The 25430-nt window shown below is 60.4% G+C and carries 20 protein-coding genes; 4 read left to right on the top strand and 16 right to left on the bottom strand.

Annotated elements, in window-relative coordinates:
• Nucleotides 1–98: 98 nt before the first annotated feature.
• The 11 genes from lgt to polA form a co-directional block, all read right to left on the bottom strand.
• Nucleotides 99–935, bottom strand: coding sequence for a prolipoprotein diacylglyceryl transferase (gene lgt / locus M3087_RS04085; protein WP_249093931.1), 837 nt, complete (start codon nucleotides 933–935; stop codon nucleotides 99–101).
• Nucleotides 936–946: 11 nt separating this feature from the next.
• Nucleotides 947–2050, bottom strand: a complete 1104-nt coding sequence (gene ychF / locus M3087_RS04080) for a redox-regulated ATPase YchF (RefSeq protein WP_022384940.1) — start codon at nucleotides 2048–2050, stop codon at nucleotides 947–949.
• Between the two features lie 202 nt (nucleotides 2051–2252).
• Nucleotides 2253–3773, bottom strand: coding sequence for a PKD-like family lipoprotein (locus M3087_RS04075; protein WP_249093929.1), 1521 nt, complete (start codon nucleotides 3771–3773; stop codon nucleotides 2253–2255).
• Between the two features lie 19 nt (nucleotides 3774–3792).
• Nucleotides 3793–4578: a DUF4843 domain-containing protein gene (locus M3087_RS04070; protein ID WP_249093927.1), complete on the bottom strand. Its 786-nt coding sequence runs from the start codon at nucleotides 4576–4578 to the stop codon at nucleotides 3793–3795.
• 24 nt (nucleotides 4579–4602) lie between these two features.
• Entirely contained in the window at nucleotides 4603–6060 is a 1458-nt protein-coding gene (locus M3087_RS04065; RefSeq protein ID WP_249093925.1) for a RagB/SusD family nutrient uptake outer membrane protein, read from the bottom strand.
• A gap of 61 nt (nucleotides 6061–6121) precedes the next feature.
• Complete coding sequence (locus M3087_RS04060; RefSeq protein ID WP_249093923.1) at nucleotides 6122–9469, bottom strand: SusC/RagA family TonB-linked outer membrane protein; 3348 nt, start codon at nucleotides 9467–9469, stop codon at nucleotides 6122–6124.
• A gap of 336 nt (nucleotides 9470–9805) precedes the next feature.
• Nucleotides 9806–10867 carry a FecR family protein gene (locus M3087_RS04055; protein WP_249093920.1) on the bottom strand — a complete coding sequence of 354 codons (1062 nt, stop codon included), beginning with the start codon at nucleotides 10865–10867 and terminating at the stop codon, nucleotides 9806–9808.
• Nucleotides 10868–10915: 48 nt separating this feature from the next.
• Complete coding sequence (locus tag M3087_RS04050; protein ID WP_022384934.1) at nucleotides 10916–11434, bottom strand: sigma-70 family RNA polymerase sigma factor; 519 nt, start codon at nucleotides 11432–11434, stop codon at nucleotides 10916–10918.
• Nucleotides 11435–11503: 69 nt separating this feature from the next.
• Nucleotides 11504–12259: an arginase family protein gene (locus tag M3087_RS04045; RefSeq protein WP_249093918.1), complete on the bottom strand. Its 756-nt coding sequence runs from the start codon at nucleotides 12257–12259 to the stop codon at nucleotides 11504–11506.
• A 78-nt stretch (nucleotides 12260–12337) separates the two neighbouring features.
• On the bottom strand, nucleotides 12338–12769 hold the full coding sequence (locus M3087_RS04040) for an Hsp20/alpha crystallin family protein (RefSeq protein ID WP_249093917.1): 432 nt from the start codon (nucleotides 12767–12769) through the stop codon (nucleotides 12338–12340).
• Nucleotides 12770–13015: 246 nt separating this feature from the next.
• Nucleotides 13016–15790, bottom strand: a complete 2775-nt coding sequence (gene polA / locus M3087_RS04035; protein WP_249093915.1) for a DNA polymerase I — start codon at nucleotides 15788–15790, stop codon at nucleotides 13016–13018.
• 91 nt (nucleotides 15791–15881) lie between these two features.
• Between polA and M3087_RS04030 the strand changes: the two genes are divergently transcribed.
• The 4 genes from M3087_RS04030 to M3087_RS04015 all read left to right on the top strand — a co-directional run bounded on the left by M3087_RS04030 (nucleotide 15882) and on the right by M3087_RS04015 (nucleotide 20394).
• Entirely contained in the window at nucleotides 15882–16856 is a 975-nt protein-coding gene (locus M3087_RS04030) for a polyprenyl synthetase family protein (RefSeq protein ID WP_106483866.1), read from the top strand.
• A gap of 253 nt (nucleotides 16857–17109) precedes the next feature.
• Nucleotides 17110–17412, top strand: coding sequence for a hypothetical protein (locus M3087_RS04025; protein ID WP_249093913.1), 303 nt, complete (start codon nucleotides 17110–17112; stop codon nucleotides 17410–17412).
• Nucleotides 17413–17761: 349 nt separating this feature from the next.
• Complete coding sequence (locus tag M3087_RS04020; protein WP_249093911.1) at nucleotides 17762–18178, top strand: hypothetical protein; 417 nt, start codon at nucleotides 17762–17764, stop codon at nucleotides 18176–18178.
• Nucleotides 18094–20394, top strand: a complete 2301-nt coding sequence (locus tag M3087_RS04015; RefSeq protein ID WP_249093909.1) for a glycosyl hydrolase 115 family protein — start codon at nucleotides 18094–18096, stop codon at nucleotides 20392–20394. The genes M3087_RS04020 and M3087_RS04015 overlap by 85 nt, the downstream gene beginning before the upstream one ends.
• A 545-nt stretch (nucleotides 20395–20939) precedes the next feature.
• On the opposite strand, the gene deoC is transcribed toward M3087_RS04015, so the two are convergent.
• From deoC to M3087_RS03990, 5 genes are all read right to left on the bottom strand, one after another.
• Nucleotides 20940–21992: a deoxyribose-phosphate aldolase gene (gene deoC / locus M3087_RS04010; protein ID WP_249094019.1), complete on the bottom strand. Its 1053-nt coding sequence runs from the start codon at nucleotides 21990–21992 to the stop codon at nucleotides 20940–20942.
• Between the two features lie 7 nt (nucleotides 21993–21999).
• Nucleotides 22000–22320: a nucleotide pyrophosphohydrolase gene (locus tag M3087_RS04005; RefSeq protein WP_022384924.1), complete on the bottom strand. Its 321-nt coding sequence runs from the start codon at nucleotides 22318–22320 to the stop codon at nucleotides 22000–22002.
• A gap of 29 nt (nucleotides 22321–22349) precedes the next feature.
• A complete protein-coding gene (gene dtd / locus M3087_RS04000; RefSeq protein ID WP_106483863.1) occupies nucleotides 22350–22802 on the bottom strand; it encodes a D-aminoacyl-tRNA deacylase in 453 nt (150 codons plus the stop codon).
• Nucleotides 22803–22882: 80 nt separating this feature from the next.
• A complete protein-coding gene (gene uvrC, locus M3087_RS03995; RefSeq protein WP_249093907.1) occupies nucleotides 22883–24730 on the bottom strand; it encodes an excinuclease ABC subunit UvrC in 1848 nt (615 codons plus the stop codon).
• 121 nt (nucleotides 24731–24851) lie between these two features.
• Nucleotides 24852–25376, bottom strand: a complete 525-nt coding sequence (locus M3087_RS03990; RefSeq protein ID WP_249093905.1) for an adenine phosphoribosyltransferase — start codon at nucleotides 25374–25376, stop codon at nucleotides 24852–24854.
• Between the last annotated feature and the right edge of the window lie 54 nt (nucleotides 25377–25430).

Genomic DNA, 25430 nt, shown 5'->3' with positions numbered 1-25430 from the left:
CCGTGTCTGCCGGTCCCTGCATACGAAACAGGGGGACGGGGCTACGGATGTCACCGCAGTCCCGTCCCCCTGTCAGAGAGAACGTGAGGAAGGAAGGATTATTTCCCGGAAAGCTTCCGGAGCCAGCGTCCGCCGACCATGCAGGCGATGCCCAGCACGACGAAGGGGATGCTCAGCCACTGTCCCATGTTGAGTGCCATGCCCTCCTCAAAGCCCACCTGCTCCTCCTTGATGAACTCGACGAAGAAGCGGAAGGCGAATATCGTTGTCAGGCAGAAGCCAAAGAAGAAGCCCGTCCCCACCTTGTCACGGTGGCGTCGGTAGAGCAGCCAGCCGGCAAGGAAGATGACCAGGTAGGCGAGTGCTTCGTAGAGCTGTGCCGGGTGACGTGCGAACGCCTCGCCGTTGTGCACGAAGATGAAGCCCCAGGGCACGTCGGTCGGGAGCCCCACTATCTCGGAGTTCATCAGGTTGCCCAGACGGATGCAGCATGCCGTGAGCGGCGTCGCGATGGCAATGTTGTCGAGCACGCGGACGATGTTCAGCTTCGTCCGTCGGACGTAGAGCCACAGCGCAATCATCAGGCCCAGCGTGCCGCCGTGGCTCGCCAGACCCTGGTAGCCCGTGAATATCCATCCCGAGGCGGTGTGGCGGAAGGGGAGAAACATCTCCAGCGGATGGGTGAGGTAGAAGCCCGGCTCATAGAAGAGGCAGTGCCCCAGGCGGGCGCCGACGAGGATGCCCACGAAACAGTAGAGGAAGAGTGGTTCGAAAAGCTCACTCTTGATGCCCTGCTGGCGGTAGAGCCGTTGCACGATGAGGTAGGCGAACAGCAGTCCGATGATCCAGCACAACGAGTAGTAGCGGATGTGGACAGGCCCGATGCTGAAAAGCTCGATGCCGGGGTTCCACGTGATGAAGGCGAGTGTGTCCATGTCGGGAGGGTTTAGACGTTAAAGCGGAAGTGCATGATGTCGCCGTCCTGTACGACGTAGTCCTTGCCCTCGACGTTCAGCTTGCCGGCTTCGCGCACGGCGGCTTCGGAGCCGTAGGTGAGGTAGTCCTCATACTTGATGACCTCGGCGCGGATGAAGCCCTTCTCGAAGTCGGTGTGGATGACGCCGGCGCATTGCGGAGCTTTCCATCCCTTGTGGAAGGTCCATGCCTTCACCTCCATCTCGCCGGCGGTGATGAACGTCTCCAGGTCGAGCAGCTTGTAGGCAGCCTTGATGAGGCGGTTGACGCCCGACTCCTCCAGTCCGATTTCCTGCAGGAACATCTGGCGGTCTTCGTAGGTCTCCAGTTCGGCAATCTCCGACTCGACCTTGGCAGCCACGACGAGCAGGTCGGCACCCTCCTCGCGGATGGCTTCACGCACCTGTTCGACATACTTGTTGCCGCTGACGGCGCTGGCCTCGTCGACGTTGCACACATAGAGCACCGGTTTCGAGGTGAGCAGGAAGAGGTCGTGTGCCGCCCGCTGCTCGTCCTTGCCCTCAAACTGCACGGTGCGTGCCGACTTTCCCTGTTCGAGTGCCTCCTTGTAACGCAGGAGGACGTCGTAGAGCAGCTTCGCCTGCTTGTCGCCCCCGGTCTGTGCTTGCTTCTGGACCTTCTGGATGCGTGCCTCAATGGTCTCGAGGTCTTTCAGCTGAAGCTCGGTGTCGATGATTTCCTTGTCGCGTACGGGGTCCACCGTGCCGTCGACGTGGGTGACGTTGTCGTCGTCAAAGCAGCGCAGTACGTGGAGGATGGCGTCCGTCTCGCGTATGTTGGCAAGGAACTTGTTGCCCAGTCCTTCCCCCTTGCTGGCTCCCTTGACCAGTCCGGCGATGTCGACAATCTCGACGGTGGTCGGCACGATGCGTCCCGGGTGGACCAGCTCGGCGAGCTTGTTCAGCCGTTCATCGGGGACGGTGATGACACCGACGTTGGGTTCAATGGTGCAGAAGGGGAAGTTGGCAGCTTGTGCCTTAGCGTTGGATAAACAGTTGAAGAGGGTCGATTTCCCGACGTTGGGCAGACCCACTATTCCACATTGTAATGCCATATTCTAGAATATTAATCGTTTCCTCAAATAGTCGGCTGCAAAGGTAGGCATTCAGGCGTGGATGTGCAAATATATTTTGACCCCAAAAGGGGCACGGGTCTCGGTGCGGATGTGCCGCAACGGTCCGGCAGAGGATTCCCCTTCCCGTCGCGACGAGACAGGGCGCGTCGGCGAGGGGAGGGGGAGATACTGCCGGTTTGCCTCATTCGAGGCAGGTGCGGTGGATGTATCCGTCGACATTGGCGGCATAGACGGCACGGCGGACGGTGCCTTCGCCTTCCAGGGTGCGGACGGCAGGTTCGGTGATGTGGCCGGCGCGGAAGCTGTAGACACGCAGGGTGTAGCGGTTGCCGTCGGAGGTCCCGAGCAGCAGGTGGAGCAGCGGTTCAGGCTTGAAGTCGCCTATCCGGACGCACTGCAGGAGGGTGACGGCATCCGTGTCGGGCAGGGTGAGTTGCAGGGTCTCGCTGCCCGTGGCGATGTCGTACATGTAGAGGTCCCGTCCGACGGTGAAGAACAGCTCGCGGTACTCCTTTGCCACACAGACGTGCTCGGCGCGGTGGAGCAGCCTGCCCTCCACGACTTGCCGGACGGACTTGACGTTGCCGTTCTTGTTGTTCAGGTTGCTCTGGAAGGTGTAGATGCTCACTCTGCCCGTCGTGCGGTCGCGGAGGACCACCTCGGACGTAGCATCGTCGAAGTTCGACTCGATGTCATGCGGTCCGGCAGCCAGCACTTCGGCGTCCAGTCCCGTAAGCTTGGCGCCGGCTTCGTCCTCCATGTACTGCACCCGGATGGCGTCCTCGGGCAGGGTGAAGAAGGCACCGCGGACGTCGTCGAAGCAGAGTGCCTTGGTGCGTGGCTGCCCGCTGTGGAGGTAGGGCAGAGGGGTGTCTCCCAGCAGGGGCGTGTTGAACATGCCGACGAGGGAGCCGTTGCTGTACCCCATCGCATGAATCTGTCCGTTGCAGCCCAGGTAGAGGTGTCCGTAGGCATGGCAGAGCGCGGTGATGTCGGGGGTGGTGGGCTGCTCGACGAACAGGTCCGCCATCCGGGCGACGGGGATGCCTGTCTCCAGGTTGAGCACCGCCAGCTCCCGGGCGGAGGCGACGATGAGCGGCGCGGCCTGTTCCCGGACGGGTGTGCCCGAGGCGTCGGTCGTGGTGTAGCTGAAGGAGTATTGGGCGGTGGTCATGTCGACGGCTTTCCCTTCGAGCGGCTGCCCGGCGGCGTTCCGGATGACGTCGGGGATGAGGCTGCCTTCGTCGGGGAACATGTCGATGTCGCAGCCGGTCCCGTCCGGTGTGGTCTTCTGCACCCACCAGCCCTTGCTGAACTCCGTGCGTGCCGAGAGGCGGGTCTTCAGCATGTGCGAGAGTCCCGTGCTGACGTCCTCCACGTAGTAGAGCAGGATGTACTCACCCGGCAGGAAGCTGCGGCGGATGTGCAGTTCGACGGTCCGTGCCAGTGTGTCGATGACGGCGTTGTAGCGGTCCTTTTCCGAGACGATGCCCCACCAGGCACGATGTTCGTTGCCCGGGCTGACCACGTCGGGGGTGATGTCGAGCGACACCTCCTTGAGTGCGCCGACGGTGTAGCTTTCGGCGATGCCGGTGACGCTGACAGTGGCCTTGGGCAGCAGCCGGTCGTTGCTCTCGTCTTCGTAACAGCCTGTCAGTGCCAGCAGAAGGCACAGCAGGAAGGGGAATATGCGGGTATTCATGAGTTGGTGTTTTTGGGGGTTAGACGGATTGGGAGCTGAAGCTGATGGGCGCGGACTTCGGGTCGTTCGGGTCGGAGAGCACGGGAGCCTTGCCCGAGGCGATGTTGTCCGGGTCGTTGTTGAAGCGGTCGAGCGCCTTCTTCAGCGTGTCGAGGTAGATGCGCAACAGGGTCGCGTCGGTGACGAGGAAGAAGTCGTCGGCGATGGGCTTCCCAAGCACCTGATTGATGAAGAGGTGCTTGCCCCGGCTCCAGACGCCCCAGTCCTGCCACTCGACAATGTAGTCCCAGGACGAGGGACGCGACAGCTGGTTGGAGAAGTCGATGACGGCGCGTTGTTGCAACCGGGCGCCCGGACCGAACTCGCTGCCCGTGACAAACTCCAGGGCGAGCCGTTTGGTGACGGTGTCCAGGGCGGCAGTGCGCAGCAGGGTGACGGGAACGGTGCCTTGCAGCGCACCCGGGGCGACGGTGAGGCGTTCGGGGAGGGTATAGTCGGTCCCTTCGACGGCGGCAGGGAGTCCGCTGTCATCGTCCGCCTGACGGAGGGTGAAGGTGCGTTCCTGCCCGGTGGCGGGACCGATTACCTTGAAGGGCAGTTCAACCACGTACGACGTCTCGCCCCCGGTCAGCGAGGTGAACGAGAAGTCCACGCGCAGCGAGTCGCTGACAAAGCGGGTGAGCCACTGGATGCGTGCCCCGCCCGAATAGGTGGGGATATGGTTTTCCCGGCAGGAGGTGGCGAGGAAGACACTCAGGCAGAGCGCGAAGGCTGTTGCCGGAAGTTGGAGTAGGATGTTTCTCATTGTCTGTAGGATTAATGCGTTGGTTCATTCGGTCAAGGTCTCTGCACGGGGCAAGGGAATCCGGTAGATGTCCTCGCTCTTGCGGTTGTTTGCGACGGGCCAGAACACATCGAGCTTCGGCCAGATACGCTTGGAGGCGAAGAAGCCCTGCCCCTCTGCGTAGAACTCGCGGTGGTATTCCTGCACGAGCGTACGCAGCCAGTTGCTTTCGGAGGTCGATGCACTCAGCGGGGCGAGGTCGCGTTGCGCCCCCAGCTCGTTGACGATGGGGATGCCCTGCTCCTTGCCCAGGGCTTCGGCGAGGATGAGCTTCATCTCGCTCAGCCGGAGGGCAGGCACCACGCAGAGGGCACGCGGACGGCTGTCCTTCAGCTCGGGGACGTAGAGGTACTTGTAGGGATACGTGTTCGTGCTGCCGTTCTCGGTGCGGTCGTAGAACAGCTTCGTCAGGCGCAGGTCAGTGCTCTTGAACAACTTCGTCAGCTTATAGGAGCGGCCGGCGTAGACATCCAGTCCGCTGTTGCTCTCCAGCGAGGGGAGGTCGATGCAGAAGATGTGTTCGGCAGAGAGCGTGTAGTCGCCCTGCTCCATGTCGCTCCGTGTGCCGTAGGTGAAGATTTGCTTCCCACGGTTGTCCTTGGCGTCGATGACCTGCGTGGCGCAGCGGGCTGCCTTTTCGGGCTGTCCGGTCCACAGGTAGAGACGCGCCTTCGTGGCGAGGCAGGCGTAGTAGTTGAAGCGTTTGCGGCGTTCGGTGAAGAACTCGCTGCGTATTTTCCCGGTCCCGATGAGCGACACTTCCTCCCGTGCCGACACATTCACCTCCGTGACGGGGTCGATGTCCCGGAGCAGGGCTTCCGCCTCGTCGAGGTCGGCTTCGATGCGGCGGACATACTCGGCATAAGGCAGGCGTTCGTTGATTTCCTTCCCGCGGCGTGTGACGTAGGCGAGACACGCCGTCGAGTCTGCTTGTCCGGGGATGGGACCCCAGAGGCGGAGCAGCTCCAGGTGGCAGAAGGCGCGCAGCCCGATGCTCTCCCCTTTGATAAGTTCGTAGTGGTGGTCGGTGAGGATGTCGCGGTGCCGGTCGATGTCCGACAGGACACTGTTCACATTGAAGATGACCTTGTAGAAGGCGTTCATCATGTCAGCGAACAGCTGTTCCGCCGCCTCGTCGTCGTACCGGTGGGCGGTGAGTGCACTCTCGGCACTGTTCAGGGGCGCACTGTTCCAGTGTTCCGCCAGGTATTCGATGGCGCCGTAGCTCATCTGCCGTCCGTAGAGCAGGGGCGACTGCATCTGGATGTAGGCGCCGATGAGCATGCTCTCATAACCGGTCAGTGTTTTCTCGGCATCTTCTTTCTCTATTTGTGTGGAGGGCTTCACGTCGAGCCAGTCGCTGCAGGCAGCGGTGAGTGTCAGGCAGAGGAGGGCGAGTACCGGGACGCTCCACCGGAAGATGGTTCTATGGATGGTTTTCATTGTTTTGCGGTGTTTGATGGTGAGTGGAATGGGAGAGACCGGACGGTGTTCCGTCAGCCTCTCAGAACATGAGCGACAACGCCAGCGAGCCGCGCCGTGCGAAGGGGTACGAGAGTCCGCGTTCGCGCTTGATGGACGAGAGGTAGAACACGTCGCTCAGGTTGGCGCTGACCTGCATGGTCGTCAGGCCGAGGGCCTTCATCCATACCTGCTCACGGAACTCGTAGGCGAGGTTCACGTTGCGCAGCGTCAGCATGCGGTCGTCCTGTACGAAGCGGCTGGTGGCATTGGTACGTTCGTAGTTCGACAACCCCTTGTAGGGGGCGACATCGCCCTCCTGCTTCCAGCGTCCCGTGTAGACACGCTCGTCGACGTTGTACTTCATGTTCGTCACCTCGACGCGCGACACCAGTGTCTCATTGTACTGTTGTCCGCCGAAGTGGTAGCCGAAGGCAAGTGCGCAGGAGAAGTTGCCCCAGCGGAACGTGCTGTTGAGGTTGCCGCGGAACTTCGGCTGGCTCACGCCGCACGGCACGAGGTCGGCTGCGCTCCAGGTGTAGGTCAGCTCGCCGTTGCGGTCCACGTAGACCTCGCGCCCGTTCTGCGGGTCTATGCCCAGGGAGCGTACGGCGTAGAGGGTGTTCAGGTCCTCGCCTTCGCGGATGAGGCGGTTCGGTGGCAGCTGACGGGTAGCGGCGGCTTCCTGCTCGAATGCCTTCTTGAGGGCGGACGAGAGCTTCACCATCTTGCTCTTGTTGTGCGCCACGCTGCCCGTGAGTGTCCAGATGATGCGCCGCTGCGTGTCGACGATGGGCTTCACGCTGAGCTTTGCCTCGAAGCCCACGTTGCGCAGCTTGCCCAGGTTCTCGCTGTAGGAGGTGAAGCCGTTGGACAGCGGGAGGGTGCGTTCGGTGAGCAGGTTGTCCGTCACGTCACAGTAGACGTCGGCGGTCAGGTTGACCCGCGCCTTGAAGAACGACGCCTCCACGCCCACGTTGTACTTGTCGGTAATCTGCCACTCCAGGTCCTCGTTCTCCAGTGCGGCGGGCGCGATGCCCAGCCAGTCATGGTAGCGGTCGGCGTTCAGGTAGTTGTACGTGGCGATGGCCTGATAGGGGCTGAACCGCTGGCTGCCGTTCTGCCCGTAGGAGAGGCGCAGCTTGAGGTAGCTCACCCAGCTGACGGACTGCATCCAGCGTTCGCGGTGCAGGTTCCATCCCGCCCCGATGCTGTAGAACGGGGCGAACCGCTTGTTGGCGCCGAACTGCGACGCTCCCTCGACACGGTAGGCGCCGTCGACGTAGTAGGTGTCGCTCAGCGAATAGTTGGCATTTGCCACCACACCCACGCGGCGGAACGTGCTCTCGCTGCCGCCCGGGCGTTTGTTCTTGGCATAGGAGAGGGCGGCGGAGAGGTGTTTGGGGTCCTCCTGCGTGAAGCCTTCCAGCTCGAAGCTGACCGACTCGCTCTGCTGTTCCGACAGCTCGCCGTTGACGCCCAGGTAGAGCAGGTGGCGGCCGCCGAAGAGCTTGTTGTAGTTGAGGGTGAGGTTGACGGTGTAGGATGTGGACTCGGTGTTGCCGTAGTCGTAGCGTCCGCGCCGCATCACGTTCTCCCCCGAGCTGTATTCACTGGTGAGGAAGGTGGTGTGGGTGCGCGGCAGGTAGTGGTCGGTGCGGCTCATCTCCTTTGACAGGCTGACGGCGCCGCGCAGGGTGAATGCAGGCGAGAAGCGGTACTCCAGTGCGAGGTTGTCGGTGAGGCTGGTGCCCTTCTGCGTGTTCTTGATGGGGAGCGTGGCGTTGTAGAGCGGGTTGGCGGGGAAGTACGTGTCCGAACCCCAGTAGGTGCGGTCCTCGTCGAGGTAACGCTTCATGGCGCCGTTCTCGTCGGTCGGGGTCCAGTAGGGATTGAGCTTCACGTAGTCGGCGAACGACCCGTAGGGCGATTCGTCAGAGAGCGAATACCCGAAGAGGAAGCGGTTCGACAGCAGGAAGCCTCCCTTCTGGTAGTTCAGGGTGATGCCTCCGTTGTAGTTGCGCCGTCCCGAGCCCTTCATGACGCCGTTGACAAAGTCGGCAGACACGTCGGCAGCATAGCGGAACGCCTTGTCACCACCCTCGATGCGCAGGGCATGCCGGTGGCCGATGCCGGCGCGCAGGGGCTTTGCCAGCCAGTCGGTGTCGACACCGCGCTCTACCTCAGCGAGGAGAGAGGCATAGCGGTTGCTCAGTGCGATGATGTCGTCGGGCGTGCTGCCTTCGAAGTATCCCAGCTGCTTCTCCAGCTCCAGCTTCCGGCGCGCGTCGAGCAGGTGGTAACCGCTCAGGTCGGGCAGCTCCACATTCATCTGTCCGTTGTAGGAGAGTCGCAGACGCCCTTCTTCCGGTTCGCGCGAGGTGATGACGATGATGCCGTTGGCACCGCGTGAGCCGTAGATGGCGGTTGCGGCGCCATCCTTCAGCAGCGTGACCGACTCCACCTCTTCGGGATTGAGGTCCAGCATGCGCCGCAGGGTGATTTCGAAGCCGTCCATGATGATGAGCGGATAGTTGAGCATGGCGTCCGAACCGTCCTGCAGGGCGGTGATGCTCGTGGTGCCGCGCACCTGGAGGTCGGGCAGGCGGTTGGGGTCGGAGCCGTAGTTGTTGTTCTCCACGATGTTGAAGGCGGGGTCGATGTTGGCGAGCGAGCTGAGCAGGTTCTTGTCGCCGAACTGGTCCAGCTCCTTCTTGGTGATGGTCAGGGCTGCCCCCGTGAAGACCGACTCCTGCTTCTTGAAGATGCCGGTCACGACGACTTCGCTCATGGTCTTCGTGTCAGGCTCCAGGCGGAAGGTGTAGGCGGTCCGTCCCTTGGTAAAAGCCTGTGTGGACGACAGATAACCCACGAACGAGGCGGTCAGCGAACGTTCGCCCCCACGCAGCGGCAGCGAGGCGTGTCCCTCCATGCCGACGGAGGCATAGGCGTCTGCTCGTCCGTCATACTTCACCGTGATGTTGGCGCCCACCAGCGGTTCACCGTTCTCGTCGACCACGGTGCAGGTGAGCTTCTCTTCCCGGCGTGCCGGTGGTGCGGGGGTACTCGCCTGTGGCTGCCGGCGGACGCTGAGGTACCGCCCGTCAGACTGGACGGTGCAGGTCAGTCCTGTCCCCGTGAGGACCTTGCGCAAGGCTTCCTCCACGGTCATGTTGCGCCCGGATGCCGTGACGCTGTGGGACGCCACGTCGTCGTAGGCAAAGATGATGGTCACGTTGCCTTCCGCCAGGCGGTTGAGGGTCTTCAGCGCTGTCGGCAGGCTTTCATTCTTGAAGTCAAAGCTGACTTTCTTCCCGACATCCTGTGCCCGTGCATGCGGTGCGACGAGCAGGATGACCAGGAGGCAGAGGGTTTCGAGCAGTCTTCTCATGGTGCTTTCTTCGGTTTTTAAAGAGATGAATAGATGTTCCTTTGTAAATAGATACGGAGAAGGGGCGCCAATCGGGTATGCTTTTGACCGTTTTTTTCAGTGGAAGATGAAGTTTTTTTTCACGTCCGTCTCCCTCCGGTGACGGGTGAGGGTAATTCTCTGATTATGAAAGGTATATCGGATGGCAGAATGACTGTCTTCGTACGGACGGGTCGCCACGTTCGTACGGACGAACGACTACGACCGTGCGGACGCGTCCGTACGAGCGTGGCGACGCGTCCGTACGAAGCGGGGAATGGAGGGGGATTTTCAGACCTGTCTTTCTGTCTGTTGTTTTTACTGTTTGCTGACGAGGATTGCATCCTCCCCGATGCGGATGTGTGCCTTGTGGAGGCTGTTGAGCAGGCTGACGATGTCCTCCAGCGGGTCGGTGCGGCGTGCCGTGAAGAACACTTCCGCATCCGTGTCTGCCGACGGGTCGAACCGCACATCCCTGTCATACCAGCGTCCCAGCTCGCACAGGACCTCGCGCAGGGGGACGTGGTCGAAATAGAACAGCCCTTTGCGCCAGGCGCAGTAGATGTCCGTGTCCACGTCGGTGACCCGCCAGGTGCCGTCCGCTGACGGAGAGGCGTCCTGACCCGGGGCGATGCGTACGGCAGGCGCTGTCCCTGCCTGCACCTCGACCGAGCCTTCCAGGAGGGTGACATGGGTGTCGGAGGAAGCATAGCGGCGGACATTGAACTCCGTGCCCAGCACCCGGGTGGACAGGGTGCCGCTCTTCACCGTGAAGGGGCGTGCGGCATCCTTTGCCACGCGGAAGTAAGCCTCGCCCTCCAGCTCCACCGTCCGTCCGCCGTCCGTGAAGCGGTTCGGGTATGTGAGGCGGCTGCCGGCGTTGAGCCACACCTCCGTCCCATCGGCCAGCGTCACGTGGAAGGTGCGTCGTGCCGGGGTGCTGAGCACCTGCATTTGCACAGGCGTGGCGGAGCGGTCGTCGTAGGCGAGGCGGCTGCCGCTGTCATCGAGCGTGGCTCCCAGGGTGTGCAGGGCGTCGTCCCCGTCGGCAGAACCGATGGTGAGCCGTTCGCCACGGGAGGTCTGGAGGGTCACCGCGTCGACCGCGGGAGCCGTGTGCACCACCTGCTGCGCCTGCCGTCCGACGAGGGATGGGACGAACCATACCGCCAGGGCTATCAGGGCGGCTACGCTGCCCCACACGGCAGTGCGGCGCACGAGCTGCGAACGGCGCTTCCGGTAGAGCTGCTCCAGTTCCCGGTCGGCATCCGGCACGGGGACCTGTTGCCGCAGGAAGTAGCGTCGCAGCCGGACTTCCTCACGGGTGAAGTCCTCTGTCGGGGGAGTATCGGGACGGTGGTTCGGGGTTGGCTGTGTCATGATTCAGTGTCTTTTAATAGAGATACGGACGAAAGGGCGTTTTGGTGCCTAGGATTCCTCCAAAGAAGCAGGATTATAGAGTTTTTTAAGGGTTCGCAAGGCTTTTATGATGTGCTTCTTCACCGTCTCGGGGCTGATGCCCAGCAGGGCGGCGGTCTCGGCGTACGTCTTGCGTTCCAGGTAGCAGCGTTCCAGGATGTCGGCGGTGAGCGGCGGGAGGGATTCGAGCATCCGGCGGATGAGGCGGTCCTCCTCCGCCCGTTCCTCGTAGTCGTCGGTATACAGCTCCGTGGCTGTGTCGAGGTAGTACTCCTCGTAACGCTTGTCGAGCAGGCATGTGCGCAGGTGGTCGGTGCAGCGGTTGCGCACGGCGGTGAGCAGGTAGGCGCGGAGTGTCTTCTCGTCGATGCGCCCCATCTGGTTCCACAGTCCGGTGAAGACGTCACTGACGATGTCGCGGCTCACCTCTGCGTCGCCGGTGATGTGGAAGGCGTAGAGGTACAGCCGCGAGTAGTTCTCATGGAAGATGCGGTCGAACGTTTTCTTATGGAACAACTGTTTCAGCATGTGTGTCGGGGTGTGGAACAGCGGACAAAGATAGGGAATATCTGCATTGTCCCCAGTCCTCTGCCCGCTTTATTCCTGTGGAAGATGTTTTTCCAGCCAGTCGAGCAGCTCGTGGTCGGTGCGTGTGTTGGTGGCGCGGCGTTCGGGGGAGACTGCGGACGGCTGCTGGCAGAGGGGCAGTTCGCCGCAGATGTCGATGCCGATGACCTCCTCGTGGCGCAGGATGATGCGCAGGAGTGACTCCAGCTGTCCCAGCGAGAGTGAGCCCTGGTCCCAGTCGGTCGTCGCCTGGCGCGGCGTGAGCACGTCCTTGTCGACGGAGATGTAGACTGGTCCGTTCAGGTAGAAACGGGAGAAGAGGTGCCATGCCTCGCGCAGCCGGAGCGTCTGCTCACTGAAGTAGACCAGCCTGCGGTCGAAGCCCTGCGTCTCCTGCCGGAGCCGTTCCGACGCACCGACGATGCACACCTTCCGCAGCAGGGGGTTCCGTTCCAGCATGGTGCGTACCCAGCAGCCGCAGGAGAGCAGTCCGTCGAACAGGGGCGGCTGCATGTCGGGGTGATGGTCGAAGAGCACGAGCGAGAAGGGGCGGTCGATTTTGTCGGTCCACAGCTTGGTGACGTAGTGGTAGTCGCCCGAGTCGATGAGATGGATGCCTTCGGGCGGATAGGGTGCGAGGAGACGACGCAGCTGAGCTTCCCCGTCGGTGTCGCAGTAGCATGCCGTGCCGTGCAGGCGGGTGCAGTCAATCCAGCGGCAGGACGCGTCGTGCAGGAACGTCATGGGCTCGTAGGCGTGTGTGAAGTTGAGGATGGTAATGGGCATAAGGGTGGGTATAAAACGAAAGAAGCCACCATCCCGCGCCGTGTGGCTGTCAGGATGATGGCTTCTGCTTCTGCAAGCTTATTTGACTTCAATGGCTTTCAACGGTTTGTCTCCGTCCTGCTTTTTCAGCTTGGGCAGTTCGACGGTGAGGACGCCGTGTTCCACGTGGGCGCTGATGTGTTCCTTGTCCACGTCGTCAGGCAGGACCATCGTCTGCTGGAACTGTGAGTAGGAGAACTCGCGCCGCAAGTAGCGTCCGTCCTTCTGTTCCCCGTTGTTCTCGGTTTTCTTCTCCATGGAGATGACGAGGTTGTCCTCGTCGTCGAGGTGTACCCGGAAGTCGTTCTTGGTCATGCCCGGAGCCGCCAGCTCGACACAGTAGTCAGTGTCGTGTTCCACCACGTTGATGGCAGGTGCGGTGGCGTTGGCGCGTTCCATCCATTCGGTATCAAAGAAGTCATTAAAGATACTCGGTAACCAGTTTCCATTGTTTCTTCTCATCGGTGTCATAGTCGTAATCTCCTATATTAAGTTTCGTTGAGTAGTTATCCTTGGACTCCGGCTCCTTTCATTCCGAAGCTCACTTACAGGGTCGCAAACTCCGTGCCACGTGCCGCAAAGGGCGGACGCTGACAAATAGTCTTCGGAAACGCGATCGGAGTGACAGATTATCGGGACAGGAGTGGACGATTTGACACAATGACACCGGCGCGTCCCTTCTGCTTCCTTCGGCAAAGGGACGCGCCGGCAGCGGCATCAGTGCGCCTCCAGCCAGTTCGCGCCCCAGCCGCAGTCCGCCTCCAGCGGCACTTGCAGGGTGTAGGCGCCCTGCATCTCCTCGATGACGATGCGTTCCACGCGCTCCCGTTCTTCCGGGTAGACGCTGAAGTTGAGTTCGTCGTGCACCTGGAGAATCATCTTCGAACGGATTCCCTCCGCCTGGAAACGGCGGTAGATGCGCACCATCGCCACCTTGATGATGTCGGCGGCACTGCCCTGGATGGGCGCGTTGATGGCGTTTCGCTCGGCATAGCCCCGTACCACGGCGTTGTGCGAATGGATGTCGGGCAGGTAACGCTTCCGTCGGGAAATCGTCTCCACATAGCCCAGACGGCGTGCCTCCTCGATGCTGTGCTCCATGTACGCCTTCACGTGCGGATAGGTGAGGAAGTACTCGTCGATGAGCTCCTTCGCCTCCCGGCGGTCGACGCCCATGCGCTCGGCAAGTCCGAAGGCGGAGATGCCGTAGATGATGCCGAAGTTCGCCGTCTTTGCCTTCCGCCGTTCGTCGCGCGTCACCTCGTCGATGGGTTTCTTGTAGACCTTCGCCGCCGTGGCAGCGTGGATGTCGTGTCCCTCGCGGAACGCCTCGATCATGTGCGGGTCGCCGCTCAGGTGTGCCATGATGCGCAGCTCGATCTGCGAGTAGTCCGCAGAGAAGAACTCGCAGCCGTCGTCCGGGATGAACGCCTTGCGAATCTCCTTGCCATCCTCCCCGCGCACCGGGATGTTCTGCAGGTTCGGGTTGCTCGAACTGAGTCGTCCGGTGGCAGTCACCGTCTGGTTGAACGACGTGTGTATGCGGCCCGTGGCAGGGTTGACCAGCGTCGGCAGGTTGTCGATGTAGGTGCTCAGCAGCTTGCGCAGGCCGCGGTATCCGAGAATCTTTTCCACAATGGGATGTTTCGTCTTCAGGCTCTCCAGCACCTCCTCGGAGGTGACGTACTGCCCCTTGCTGCGCGTTTTCTTCGCCTTGTCGGTTATCTTCAGCTTGTCAAAGAGGACTTCGCCCACCTGTTTCGGCGACGCGATGTTGAACTCCTCGCCGGCAAGGGCGTACACCTCCTGCTCGATTTGTCGCATCCGTCCGGTAAACAGCTCCGACGTCTGACGCAGCGCCTCCGGGTCGATGCGCACCCCGTTGCGCTCCATGTAGGCAAGCACCGGGACGAGCGGCATCTCGATTTCCTCGAACAGGCGGCGTGCGTCGTTGGCGTCCAGCTCACGCTCCAGGATGTGCTTCAGCTTCAGTGTCACGTCGGCGTCCTCGCAGGCATAGCGGTAGACCTCGGCAGGCGGAAGGTCGCGCATGTTCTTCTGCTTGCGGCCCTTCGGACCAATCAGTTCCTCGATGTGGATGGGTTCGTACTTCAGGTAGATTTCAGCCAGGTAGTCCATGCCGTGGTGCAGCTCGGGCTGGAGCACGTAGTGGGCAATCATGGTGTCGAAAAGCGTACCCCGCACCTCCACGCCGTAGTGGCCCAGCACGATGATGTCATACTTGATGTTCTGTCCGATCTTGAGCGATTCCTCCCGGGCAAAGGCGGGCTTGAAGAGGTCCACGATGCGCTGTGCCTCGCTGCGCTCAGCCGGGACGGGCACGTAGTAAGCCTCGTTCTCCTCCAGGCTGAAGCTCATGCCTACCAGTTCCGCCCACATGGGCTCGGCGTTGGTCGTCTCGGTGTCCATGGCGAAGGCGGCGGCTCCCAGCAGACGGTCCGCCAGTGCCCGGCGGTCGGCGTCCGTCTCCACCAGGTGGTAGCGGTAGGGCAGGTCCTCGAGGTGTGACAGGCGCGAGGGCGTTGCCGGTTCCTCCTGGGGGGCGGCATCGAAGAGTGCGAACAGGGTGCCCTGGTCGGACGGGGGTGGGAGGGGAGCCTTCTCCTTCTTGAACAGGCGGTCTATGAGGCTTTTGAACTCCAGGTCCTCAAAGAGCTTGCGCAACGTCTCCTCGTCGGGCTGCTCACGCCGCAGCGCGTCCATGTCGAGCGTCACGGGAACATCCGTCTTGATGGTGGCAAGGAAGCGCGAGAAGCGTATCTGCTCGGCGTTCTCCTCCACTTTCTTCTTCAGGGCGCCCTTCAGCTGCCCGGTGTTTGCCAGCAGGTTGTCGATGCTGCCGAACTCGGCGATGAGCTTCTGCGCGGTCTTCTCGCCGACGCCCGGACAGCCCGGTATGTTGTCCGCCGTGTCGCCCATCAGTCCCAGCATGTCGATGATTTGCGCCGGTTCGGCGATGCCGAACTTCGCTTTCACCTCCTCCACGCCCAGCGTGTCGAACTCCTTGTCGCCGTAGCGTGGCCGATACATGAAAACATGCTCGCCTACCAGTTGTCCGTAGTCCTTGTCAGGTGTCATCATGTAGGTGTCTATGCCCTTGGCACCCGCCTGGGTCGCCAGTGTCCCGATGACGTCGTCCGCCTCATAGCCGGGCACTTCGAGGATGGGGATGCGGTAGGCACGGATGATGTCCTTGATGATGGGTACCGACCAGCGGATGGCTTCAGGCGTCTCTTCGCGCTGCGCCTTGTACTGCTCGTAGGCCTCGTGGCGGAAGGTCGGTCCGGGTGGGTCGAAAGCCACGCCGATGTGCGTGGGGTCCTGACGTCGGAGCACGTCCTCCAGGGTGTTGACGAAGCCCATGATGGCGGAGGTGTTCTCTCCTTTCGAATTGATGCGTGGGTTTTTGATGAACGCGTAATAGGCGCGGTAGATGAGCGCGTATGCGTCGAGTAAAAATAGTCGTTCCATCTGTATTCTTAAAAATTTAGGGTAAAAGTACGAAAAAAGCACGTCGCTTTCTCTCTTTATTATTACTTTTGCGGCTATAATCACGCTTTTTATGGAGAAGACCGAACTGATCAAACGCCCGATAGCACAAGAAATGCTGACATTCCGCGAGGTGTTCGATGCATCACTGAACACGTCGAACCCGTTGCTGAGTGAAATCCTGGGCTACATACGACGCCGTAGTGGCAAGATGATGCGCCCCATGCTTACCTTGCTGGTAGCGAAGTCGTTCGGTCCGCTGTCTCCTGCCGCCTATCATGCGGCAGCCACGTTGGAGATGCTCCACACGGCAAGTCTCGTCCACGACGACGTGGTCGATGAGAGCGACGAACGCCGCGGTCAGCCCTCGGTCAATTCCGCTTACGACAACAAGGTCTCGGTCCTCGTGGGCGACTACCTGCTCTCCACCTCCCTCCACCATGCCGCCCTGACGGGTGACGCCGAAATCGTCCGTGTCGTGGCACGCCTGGGTCAGGACCTCTCGGAAGGTGAAATCCTCCAGCTCTCCAATATCAGCAGCTCCTCCCTCTCCGAAGACACTTACTACGAAATCATCCGCAAGAAGACGGCAGTCCTCTTTGCCACCTGTGCCCAGCTGGGTGCCATGGCATCGGGAGCGTCGGCGGCCGACACCGAACGTTTCCGCCTGTTCGGCGAGAAGGTCGGCATCTGCTTCCAGATTAAGGACGACATCTTCGACTACTACGAAAGCCCCGAACTGGGCAAGCCTACCGGCAACGACATGCTCGAAGGGAAGCTCACCCTTCCTGCCATCTACGCCGTGAACACGTCGGCAGACGACCACATCCGTGACCTCGTGAAGCGGGTCAAGAGCGGTCATGTGACGCACGACGAGATTGTGGAGCTCATCCGCTTTACCAAGGCGCACGGCGGCATCGAGTACGCCATGCAGGCGATGGAGAAGCTCCGTCGCGAGGCACTCGACCTCATTCTCCCCGTGCAGGATGACGACATCCGCACCGCCCTCGAAGCCTTCCTCTCCTACGTGGTGGAACGTACGAAGTAAGCCGTATCCGGCGAATATTCTTCTTTTGTTTATTTGTTTTTTGTCAGGTAGGAGCATCGTGCTTCTCTCCAGCTTCGTCGCTGCAAGTTTTCCTATTGGGCAAAGACGACCGGGTGGTTATGGTTGGTGACTTACGAATAAAGGCATCCGCCAATTGCTTCGAAAGAAAATCCAAAGTAAAAGTATATGGGATAACCTGTTCTAATCAAACTGTTAACAATTAAATTTAATCTATAAGAAAGGAGGAGTAAGTATGAAAAATTCTAGTTCACTTTTAGAGCAAGTTTGGTTTCGTATTTTATTATGGTTTATCTTTACTTGTCGTGTTCTTACCGAGTACTCTGTCGTTATGAGCATAGGGGGGACCTTGGTGCATGCTTTGCTTTTCATAGGCGCTTTCTTCGGTATCAAGCAAGAATATGCTAAGCTGAAAAGTAAGGATAATCCTATGTCAACTTTAAATAAGGTAGGCTCTGTCCTCCTTGTCGTGGTCTTTGCCTGCTACATCGCAGCTTATGCCTTTGTCGGCATCAATGATCTGATGAAGGTGGTGTAGGCCGGAGCTTACGGGTTATTACATTTTTACTTTGAACGGTTGGGAGGCTGTGCGGAGAGTTTACTTCGCGTAGCCTTCCTGTTTCTACGGATGCATGCTTCCACCGGTATGCACGCCCTCCCTTTGCTTTCTGCTCACCGGTCGTCCCTCCGTTCACCGCCTGACGGAACGGGTTGCTCGCACCGCAGGGCAATAGTCAACAGTCCGCCCCCGGTTTTCCGCCGCTGTGTAACCAGATCAATGAAGAATGAAACAACCGGATTTGCCGATGCGCTGCCGCGTACGCTAACTTTGCAGGAAGACGGCAGATGCCGTCCGTCCGTAGGAACAACCCTAAATGCTATCACCCATGAAACAATCCATTCTGACCCTTCTGCTGCTTCTTGTAACACTTGCCCTGCATGCAGCCGGTCCGGTGAAGACCGACTGTCTCAGTACCCTTCCGCAATACGTCCGCTACACATCCGCCCCGGGAGCCTTCTGCCTGGCAGCTGACGGCCGGGCAGCCTCCGTCCTCGTCTCTTCCGCTGACTGGGAAGGCGTCGTCCGCGCAGCCGGTGACCTGACGCAGGACGTGCAACGCGTGACCGGCATCCTGCCACGGCTCGTACAGACTGACGAGCCCGCCCCCGCATCCGTCCTCGTGGGGACACTGGGCAAGAGCCCCTCATCGACCGGCTGGTGGAGGCAGGAAAGCTTGACGCCTCGTCCGTCAGCGGACAGTGGGAGTCCTACCTCATCGCAACCGTGGACGGCTGTCTCGTGATTGCCGGCAGTGATAAGCGCGGCACCATCTACGGCATCATCATGGGCACGTCGCACCACAAGCCGATGATGCGCGCCCACAAGGAGTATACCCGTCGGCGTGACGAGGTGGGGGAGTGGAACTATGCCACGAACAAGACGCGCCTGGACCGCTTCTTCCGCGACGGGCTGGAGCGCAACCGGACGTATGACAACCTCATCACCATCGGCATGCGCGGCGACGGTGGCGTAGCGATGGGCAAAGGCGACGACGAGGAGAACATGCAGACGCTCGCCAAGGTCGTCGAAGGACAGCGTGCCATCATCAGTGAAGTCTACGGACGTCCCGCCTCCGAGGTGCCCCAGCTCTGGGCCATCTTCACCGAGGTGCAGCGCTACTATGACAAGGGCTTCACCGTGCCCGATGACGTGCTCCTGCTCTTCTGCGACAACAACTGGGGTTACATCCGGCGCACGGGACCGCTGAAGGAGCGCAATCGCCGCGGCGGCATGGGGCTCTACTACCACATCGACATGAACGGAGGCCCGTGGAACGACCGTTGGGTGAACACTTCGCCCATCCCGAAGCTCCGCGAACAGTTCCACCTTGCCTACGAGACGGGCATCGACGACCTGTGGATTGTCAACGTAGGCGACCTCAAGCCGAAGGAACTGCCCATCGACTTCATCCTGCGCTATGCGTGGGACCCTGACGCCATCCCTGCCGACCGTACGGACGATTACCTCCGTGCGTGGGCGGGTGAGAACTTCGGCGAAGCGCACGCCGACGCCGTCGCTGCCCTCGTGTCGGCCTATCCCAAGTACAACCTCTGGCGCAAGGCGGAAGTCCAGGTACCCGGTATCTTCAGCGTGGTGAACTACCACGAGAGCGACCGCACCGAGCAGCTGTGGCAGGACGTTGCCCACCGTGCCGACTCCCTGCGTCGCCTGCTCCCTGCCGCGATGCAGGACGCCTACTTCCAGCTCGTCTACTATCCCGCCGTGGCGTCTGCCGGCATTGCCAACCTCTATACAGCCGTGACGCGCAACCGGCTCTATGCCTCCCAGGGACGTCCGCTCGCCAACCGCTATGCCGACCTGGCGGAAGCCCTCTTCCGGAAAGACGGTGAGCTGACGCGCTACTACAACGATACCCTCGCCGGCGGCAAGTGGAAGAACATGATGCAGGACATTCACATCGGGTACACGCAGTGGTCGATGCCCGAGAAGGCGGTGCTGCCCGAGCTCGTCCGTGTTACCCCGACCGAATCCCCGGCGCTGGGCGTCAGCGTGGAAGGCAGCGAAGCCACGGAGCAGGACGGCAACCTGACACTCCCTGTATTTGATTCCCTGCTGGCATCGGAGTATTCTGTCGACCTGTTCAACCGCGGGACGGGAAGCCTCGACTATGCCGTCACCCCTTCTGCCCCGTGGCTCCGTGTCAGCCGTTCAGCCGGCACTCTGACGGACGAAGCCCGCCTGCTGGTCAGCATCGACTGGGGTGCCCTCGAAGCCGGTACCCACGAAGGGCAGGTGACCATTGTCAGCGGTGACACGCGCGTCCCGATTGCCGTACGTGCCGTCAAGGGCGAGGCGCCCCGTACCGACGAACCCTACTTCGGTAACGTCAGCGGCAGCGAGTTCTCCATCCCTGCCATTGCCTTCAACCGGAACGTTCCCGGGAAGGCAGCCGCCTGGACCTTGCTCCCCGACCTGGGACGCGACGAAGGCTGCATGGGCATCCAGCCCGTTACAGCCCCGAGTGCGCAGCCATCCGAGGCTCCCCGTCTCGAATACCGGGTGCTGCTGACTGACGCCGACAGCGTATCGCTCTGCATCGGTATCCTCCCCACGCAGGATGTCAACCCCGAGCGCGGCCTGCGCCTTGCCGTCTCCCTCGACGACGAGGCTCCGCTGACGCTTGATGCCCGTCAGGGCTTCAAGGACGAATTTGCCGAATACACGCCTGCCAACTTGGAGAAGTCGCCGAACCTGAAGCCGCTCCCCCGTCAGGATACGAGCATCCGACTGACCGGCACCGGGCAACTCCGCCGCAACGAAGTGTTCGACAACCTGCGCTGGCTCACCGTGAAGTTGCCCGTCCGCTCTGCCGGACTTCATACGCTCAAGGTCTTCATGACCGACCCGGAGGTGGTGCTCGAGCGCATCGTGGTCAATCCCGACAACCGTCACCCGAGTTACTTCGGTGCGCCTTCCGTCCGTCACAACGTCCGCTAGGCTTCCGGGGCTTCCGATCCGCCGTTCGGACGGGTGGATGCACAAACTATCCCCGAAGTGTGCATCTTTTTTCTAGTTTGTGCGGACACGTGCTCAATTCCGAAGTGTTATATTGCTAACAAAATACGCCTGTACTCTTACGAATGGATGGAGTATGGGCGTATTCTGTTTCTCTAAGATAAGAGAAGGTCTGTGTATGTGTCAATATGTATTTTATGAATGCGCTGAAAATGCCCTTCTTTCCCATCTCCTGTATCCTCGGTCGGTATTTTTGCCTTTTTGGCGTCTTTAGCTTCTGAAATTTCGGAAGTGTTAAAATGGTTTTTGCAATAGGGGGAAACGTTCTTTAAGGATTGTTGCGAATTTATAGCGGACGTGGCGGAAGGTATTTGTCCCAGTGTCCGTCTCCCCCTGTGAGGGAGGGGAGCGCCTTGCACGGTCCCGTGACCGTCGGGGTATAAACAGAGCGGCGCGGAAGCATGCCCCGGACAACCCTCTGTTGCCCCAGGCATCCTCCTGCGCCGTTGATGCAGGAAGCCGTCGCTTCAGAACGCCTTGGTCTCTTCGCCCAACAGGTCGGAGAGGAGTGCGTTGGCAAGGGAGCTCGCCCCGATGCGGAAGTAGCGCGGCGTGAGCCATTCCTTGCCCAGCAGCTCGCGTACGATGGAGTAGTAGACCAGGGCGTCGTGTACCGAGCGTATGCCTCCGGCAGCCTTGAAGCCCACCATCCTTCCTGTCTGCGTGTGGTACTCCCGGATAGCCTGGCACATCACGTAGGCAGCCTCGGGAGTCGCCACCGAGCAGTCCTTGCCCGTGGAGGTCTTGATGAAGTCCGCCCCGCAATACATTGCCAGGACAGCTGCCCGCTTGATGTTCGAGGCAGAGCGGAGCAACGAAGTCTCCAGGATGACCTTGAGCGGCTTGTCCCCGCAGATGTCCTTCAGCTCCTCGATTTCGTCGCAGAGGTCTTCGTAGTTACCGTCGAGGAACTTCCCCACCGGCATCACGATGTCAATCTCGGTCGCTCCTTCGTGCAGTGCCATGGCTGTCTCTGCCACTTTCACCTCGGTGAAGGTCTGGGCTGACGGGAATCCGCCCGACACGGCAGCCACTTCGACCCCTTCCGCTTCGAGCGACTGGCTAACGAGGTGACTGAAGTTGGGGTAGGTGCAGATGGCGGCGACGTGAGGCAGGTCCGGATGCGCGTCGTCGAACGTATTGACCCGTTCCACCAGGCGGAGGATGCTCTCGTCGTTGTCCGCCGTACGGAGCGAGGTGAGGTCAAGGCACGAGAAGAGCAGTTTCTTCACGTCCTCGTTGTCGTTGCCCGCTACCTTGCTCTCGATGATGGCGTCAACGGCCTGCGTTACGGCATCATCGTCGAGATGCGTCTCATACTTCGCCAGGGCAGCGTCGTACTTGCTGGGCTGATGGAGGTGTTCGCGGTCTTCGTCGTCTGCCGGCGTGTCTTCGCAAGCCTCGCAGTCACATTCGTCATCGTGGCAGCAGTCGTGCCCGTACTCTTGTTCGCAGTGGCAGCCCTCATCGTCGTGATGATGCTGCCCGCAATGACATTCATGTTCGTGGTTCTCTTTCATCATGCTCTTATAGTTTAGGGTTATTCTTGTGTCGTTCCTTGTCCCGTGCCGTCTTCTTCTCCAGGTTGCGGCGGAAAGCCTCGGTGAGGTCTGTGCCCGTCTGGTTGGCGAGGCAGAGCAGCACCCACAGCACGTCCGCCATCTCGTCGGCAAGGTTGTCTTTCTCGCCCGGCTTGAACGACTGGTCGCCGTAGCGGCGTGCCATGACCCGGGCAAGTTCGCCCACTTCCTCGGTGAGCACTGCCATGTTGGTAAGCTCGCTGAAGTAACGCACCCCGTAGGTGTGTATCCAGCGGTCTACTGTCTGTTGAGCTTCTTCGATTGTCATAGTCTGTATGGATTGGGTGGGAGTTCCGTTCACTCCTTGTTCTTTGAGTCGATGAGTATGGTCACGGGACCGTCGTTGAGCAGTTCCACCTTCATGTCCGCACCGAAAGTCCCCGTCTGCACCGCCTTGCCCAGGTCGGCAGAGAGCGTCCGGCAGAAAGCTTCATAGAGCGGGATGGACACTTCCGGTCTGGCAGCACGGATGTAGGAGGGGCGGTTGCCCTTCCGGGTCGATGCGTGGAGGGTGAACTGGCTTACCACGAGGATATCCCCTCCGGCATCCAGGATGCTGCGGTTCATCACGCCGTCAGCATCGTCGAAGATGCGCAGGTTGACCGTCTTCTTGCAGAGCCAGTCGATGTCCTCCTGTGTGTCGGCTTCCTCGATGCCCACGAGGACGAGCATGCCGCCCCCGATGGATGATTTCAGTACGCCGTCGATGGTGACCGAGGCATGGCGTACGCGTTGTATAACGATTCGCATAAGTCTGTTTTTGTCACAAAGATACGGATAGTTTGCCATACGGCGTATCAAAAGGCGGCGGAATGATGCGTCGGCTGTGGTCAATCGGTTGCTTCGGACTGTCCCGTCGCGTCCTCCGTCAGGGCCTGTTTCAGGCTCTGTGCGGCCTTTTCGCCGACGACGGCTGCCAGTTCCTCCACCGACGCCTTCCGGATGCGTGCGACGCTCTTGAAGGCTTTCAGCAGGGCAGTCTTCCGCTTTTCCCCGATGCCCTTGACCGTGTCGAGGGCGGATGCCACCTGACGCTTGCTGCGCTTGTCGCGGTGGAAGGTGATGGCGAAGCGGTGCACCTCGTCCTGGATGCGTTCGAGCAGATGGAAGAGCGGAGTGCTTTGTTTCACGCCGATGGTGACGGGCGGGAAGCCGTAGAGCAGTTCCGACGTGCGGTGGCGGTTGTCCTTGGCGAGTCCGGCGATGGGGATGGAAAGGTGCAATTCGTCCTCGATGACCTGGCGGATGACCTCCATCTGTCCCTTTCCGCCATCGGTGATGATGAGGTCGGGCAGGGGCGTTCCTTCCTCCACGGCGCGGCTGTAGCGTCGGCGGACCACTTCCTGCATCGACGCATAGTCGTCTGGTCCGACGACGGTCTTGATGTTGTACTTGCGGTAGTCCGCTTTCGACGGCTTGGCTTTCTTGAACACCACGCAGGCAGCCACGGCGTCGGTTCCGCTGATGTTCGAGTTGTCGAAACTCTCGATTAGCATCGGCAGCTTCGGCAGGTGCAGCTGTTCCTGAATTTCGCGCATGAGGCGGACGCTCTTCTGCTCCGGGTTCAGCTTCTCCGCCTGCTTGAGACGGTCGACCTTGTACTGTTTCACATTGAGCAGCGAGAGGTCCAGCAGTGTCTTCTTGTCGCCCCGTTGCGGGATGGTGAACGTGACCCCGGCGAGCTCCAGGTCCAGCTCAAACGGCACGATGATTTCGCGCGAACGGCTCTTGTAACGCTCGCGCATCTCGACGATGCCCATGGCGAGCAGGTCTTCCTTCGTTTCGTCCATGCGCCGTTTGTACTCGAAGGTGAACGCCTGGTTGACGCAGCCGTTCGTGATGTGCAGGTAGTTGATGTAGGCGGAGTCCCCGTCTTCGGCGATGGAGAAGACGTCGATGTTGTGCAGCACCGCGCTCACCACCTCGCTGCGGGAGCGGTACGCCTCGATAAGCTCGTACTTCTCCTTCACCCGTTGCGCGTCCTCAAAACGCAATTCGGCGGCGAGTGCCTGCATCTCGTCCATGAGCGCGGCGGCTATCTCTCGGGTGTTTCCCTTGAGAATCTCCTTCACCTGCGCGATGTTCGCCATGTATTCCTCGTGTGACTGCAGACCGATGCACGGCGCTTTGCAGTTCTTGATGTGGTATTCGAGGCACACCTGGAACTTTCCCGCTGCGACATTCTCGGGGGTCAGTGCGAGGTGGCACGTGCGTAGCGGATAGAGCCGCTTGATGAGCTCCAGCAGCGCGTTCATGGTGGGTATGTGGCTGTAGGGACCGAAGTACGTGGAGCCGTTGCGCACAATCTTCCGTGTCCGGATGACGCGGGGAAAGTATTCGTTCGTGACGCAAATGGACGGATAGGTCTTGTCGTCCTTGAGCAGGACGTTGTAGCGGGGCTTGTACTTCTTGATAAGGTTGTTCTCGAGCAGGAGCGCATCTTCCTCCGTCTTGACGACGATGTAGCGGATGTCGGCAATCTTGCTGACGAGTACGCGCGTCTTGCCCGGTTCGTGCTCTTTGCTGAAGTAGGAGTAGACCCGTCGCTTGAGGTTCTTCGCCTTTCCTACGTAGATGATGACTCCCTCTTTGTTCAGGTACTGGTAGATGCCCGGACTGTCGGGCAGGTTCTGCACGATGCCCCGCAGGTAGTTGTTGAAGTTGCTGTGTTCAGCCATGAATGCGTGCTTGTCTGGTTCGTTGTGAATGGATGTGGAGGAGGAATGCTTTCCCGTCCGGGAGACCGGAAGGGCGGTGTGCCGGGACCGGATGGACACCCGGCACCTGCCGTCCCAGTCCTTACACTTGCAGGACGGTTTCGAGGTTGACGCCCTCGGGGAAGTTGTCGCGTCCGTGGAGGGACGTCAGCTCGATGACGAAGTTGACGTAAATCTGCTTCGGGTGGAAGCGTTCCACGAGGCGGTGCGTGGCGCACATGGTTCCTCCCGTGGCGAGCAGGTCGTCGTGGAGGAGGACCACGTCGTCCTCGGTGATGGCGTCCTTATGGATTTGGATGGTGTCCTTGCCGTACTCCTTGTCGTAGTGTTCCTCGAGAACCTCGGCAGGCAGTTTGCCAGGCTTGCGCGCCATGACGAATCCGGCTCCCAGCTGGACGGCGAGGGCGGCTCCCATGATGAATCCGCGCGATTCGATACCCACAATCTTGGTAATGCCCTTGTCCTTGTACATCTCATACAGGATGTCCTCCAGCTCACGCAGACAGGCAGCGTCCTTGAAGAGGGTGGTCACGTCCCAGAACAGAATGCCGGGTATGGGAAAGTCTCTTACAGTTCTTAAACTGTTCTTTAGTGTTTCTTTGCTCATAATAAGCTTATTGTTGAATTTAGTTATACTGATTGTTTCACGTGGAACGCGGCG

It is taken from the genome of Mediterranea sp. ET5, assembly GCF_023337025.1.
GTDB lineage: Bacteria > Bacteroidota > Bacteroidia > Bacteroidales > Bacteroidaceae > Phocaeicola_A.
This window is presented reverse-complemented; position numbering and strand designations above follow the sequence as displayed.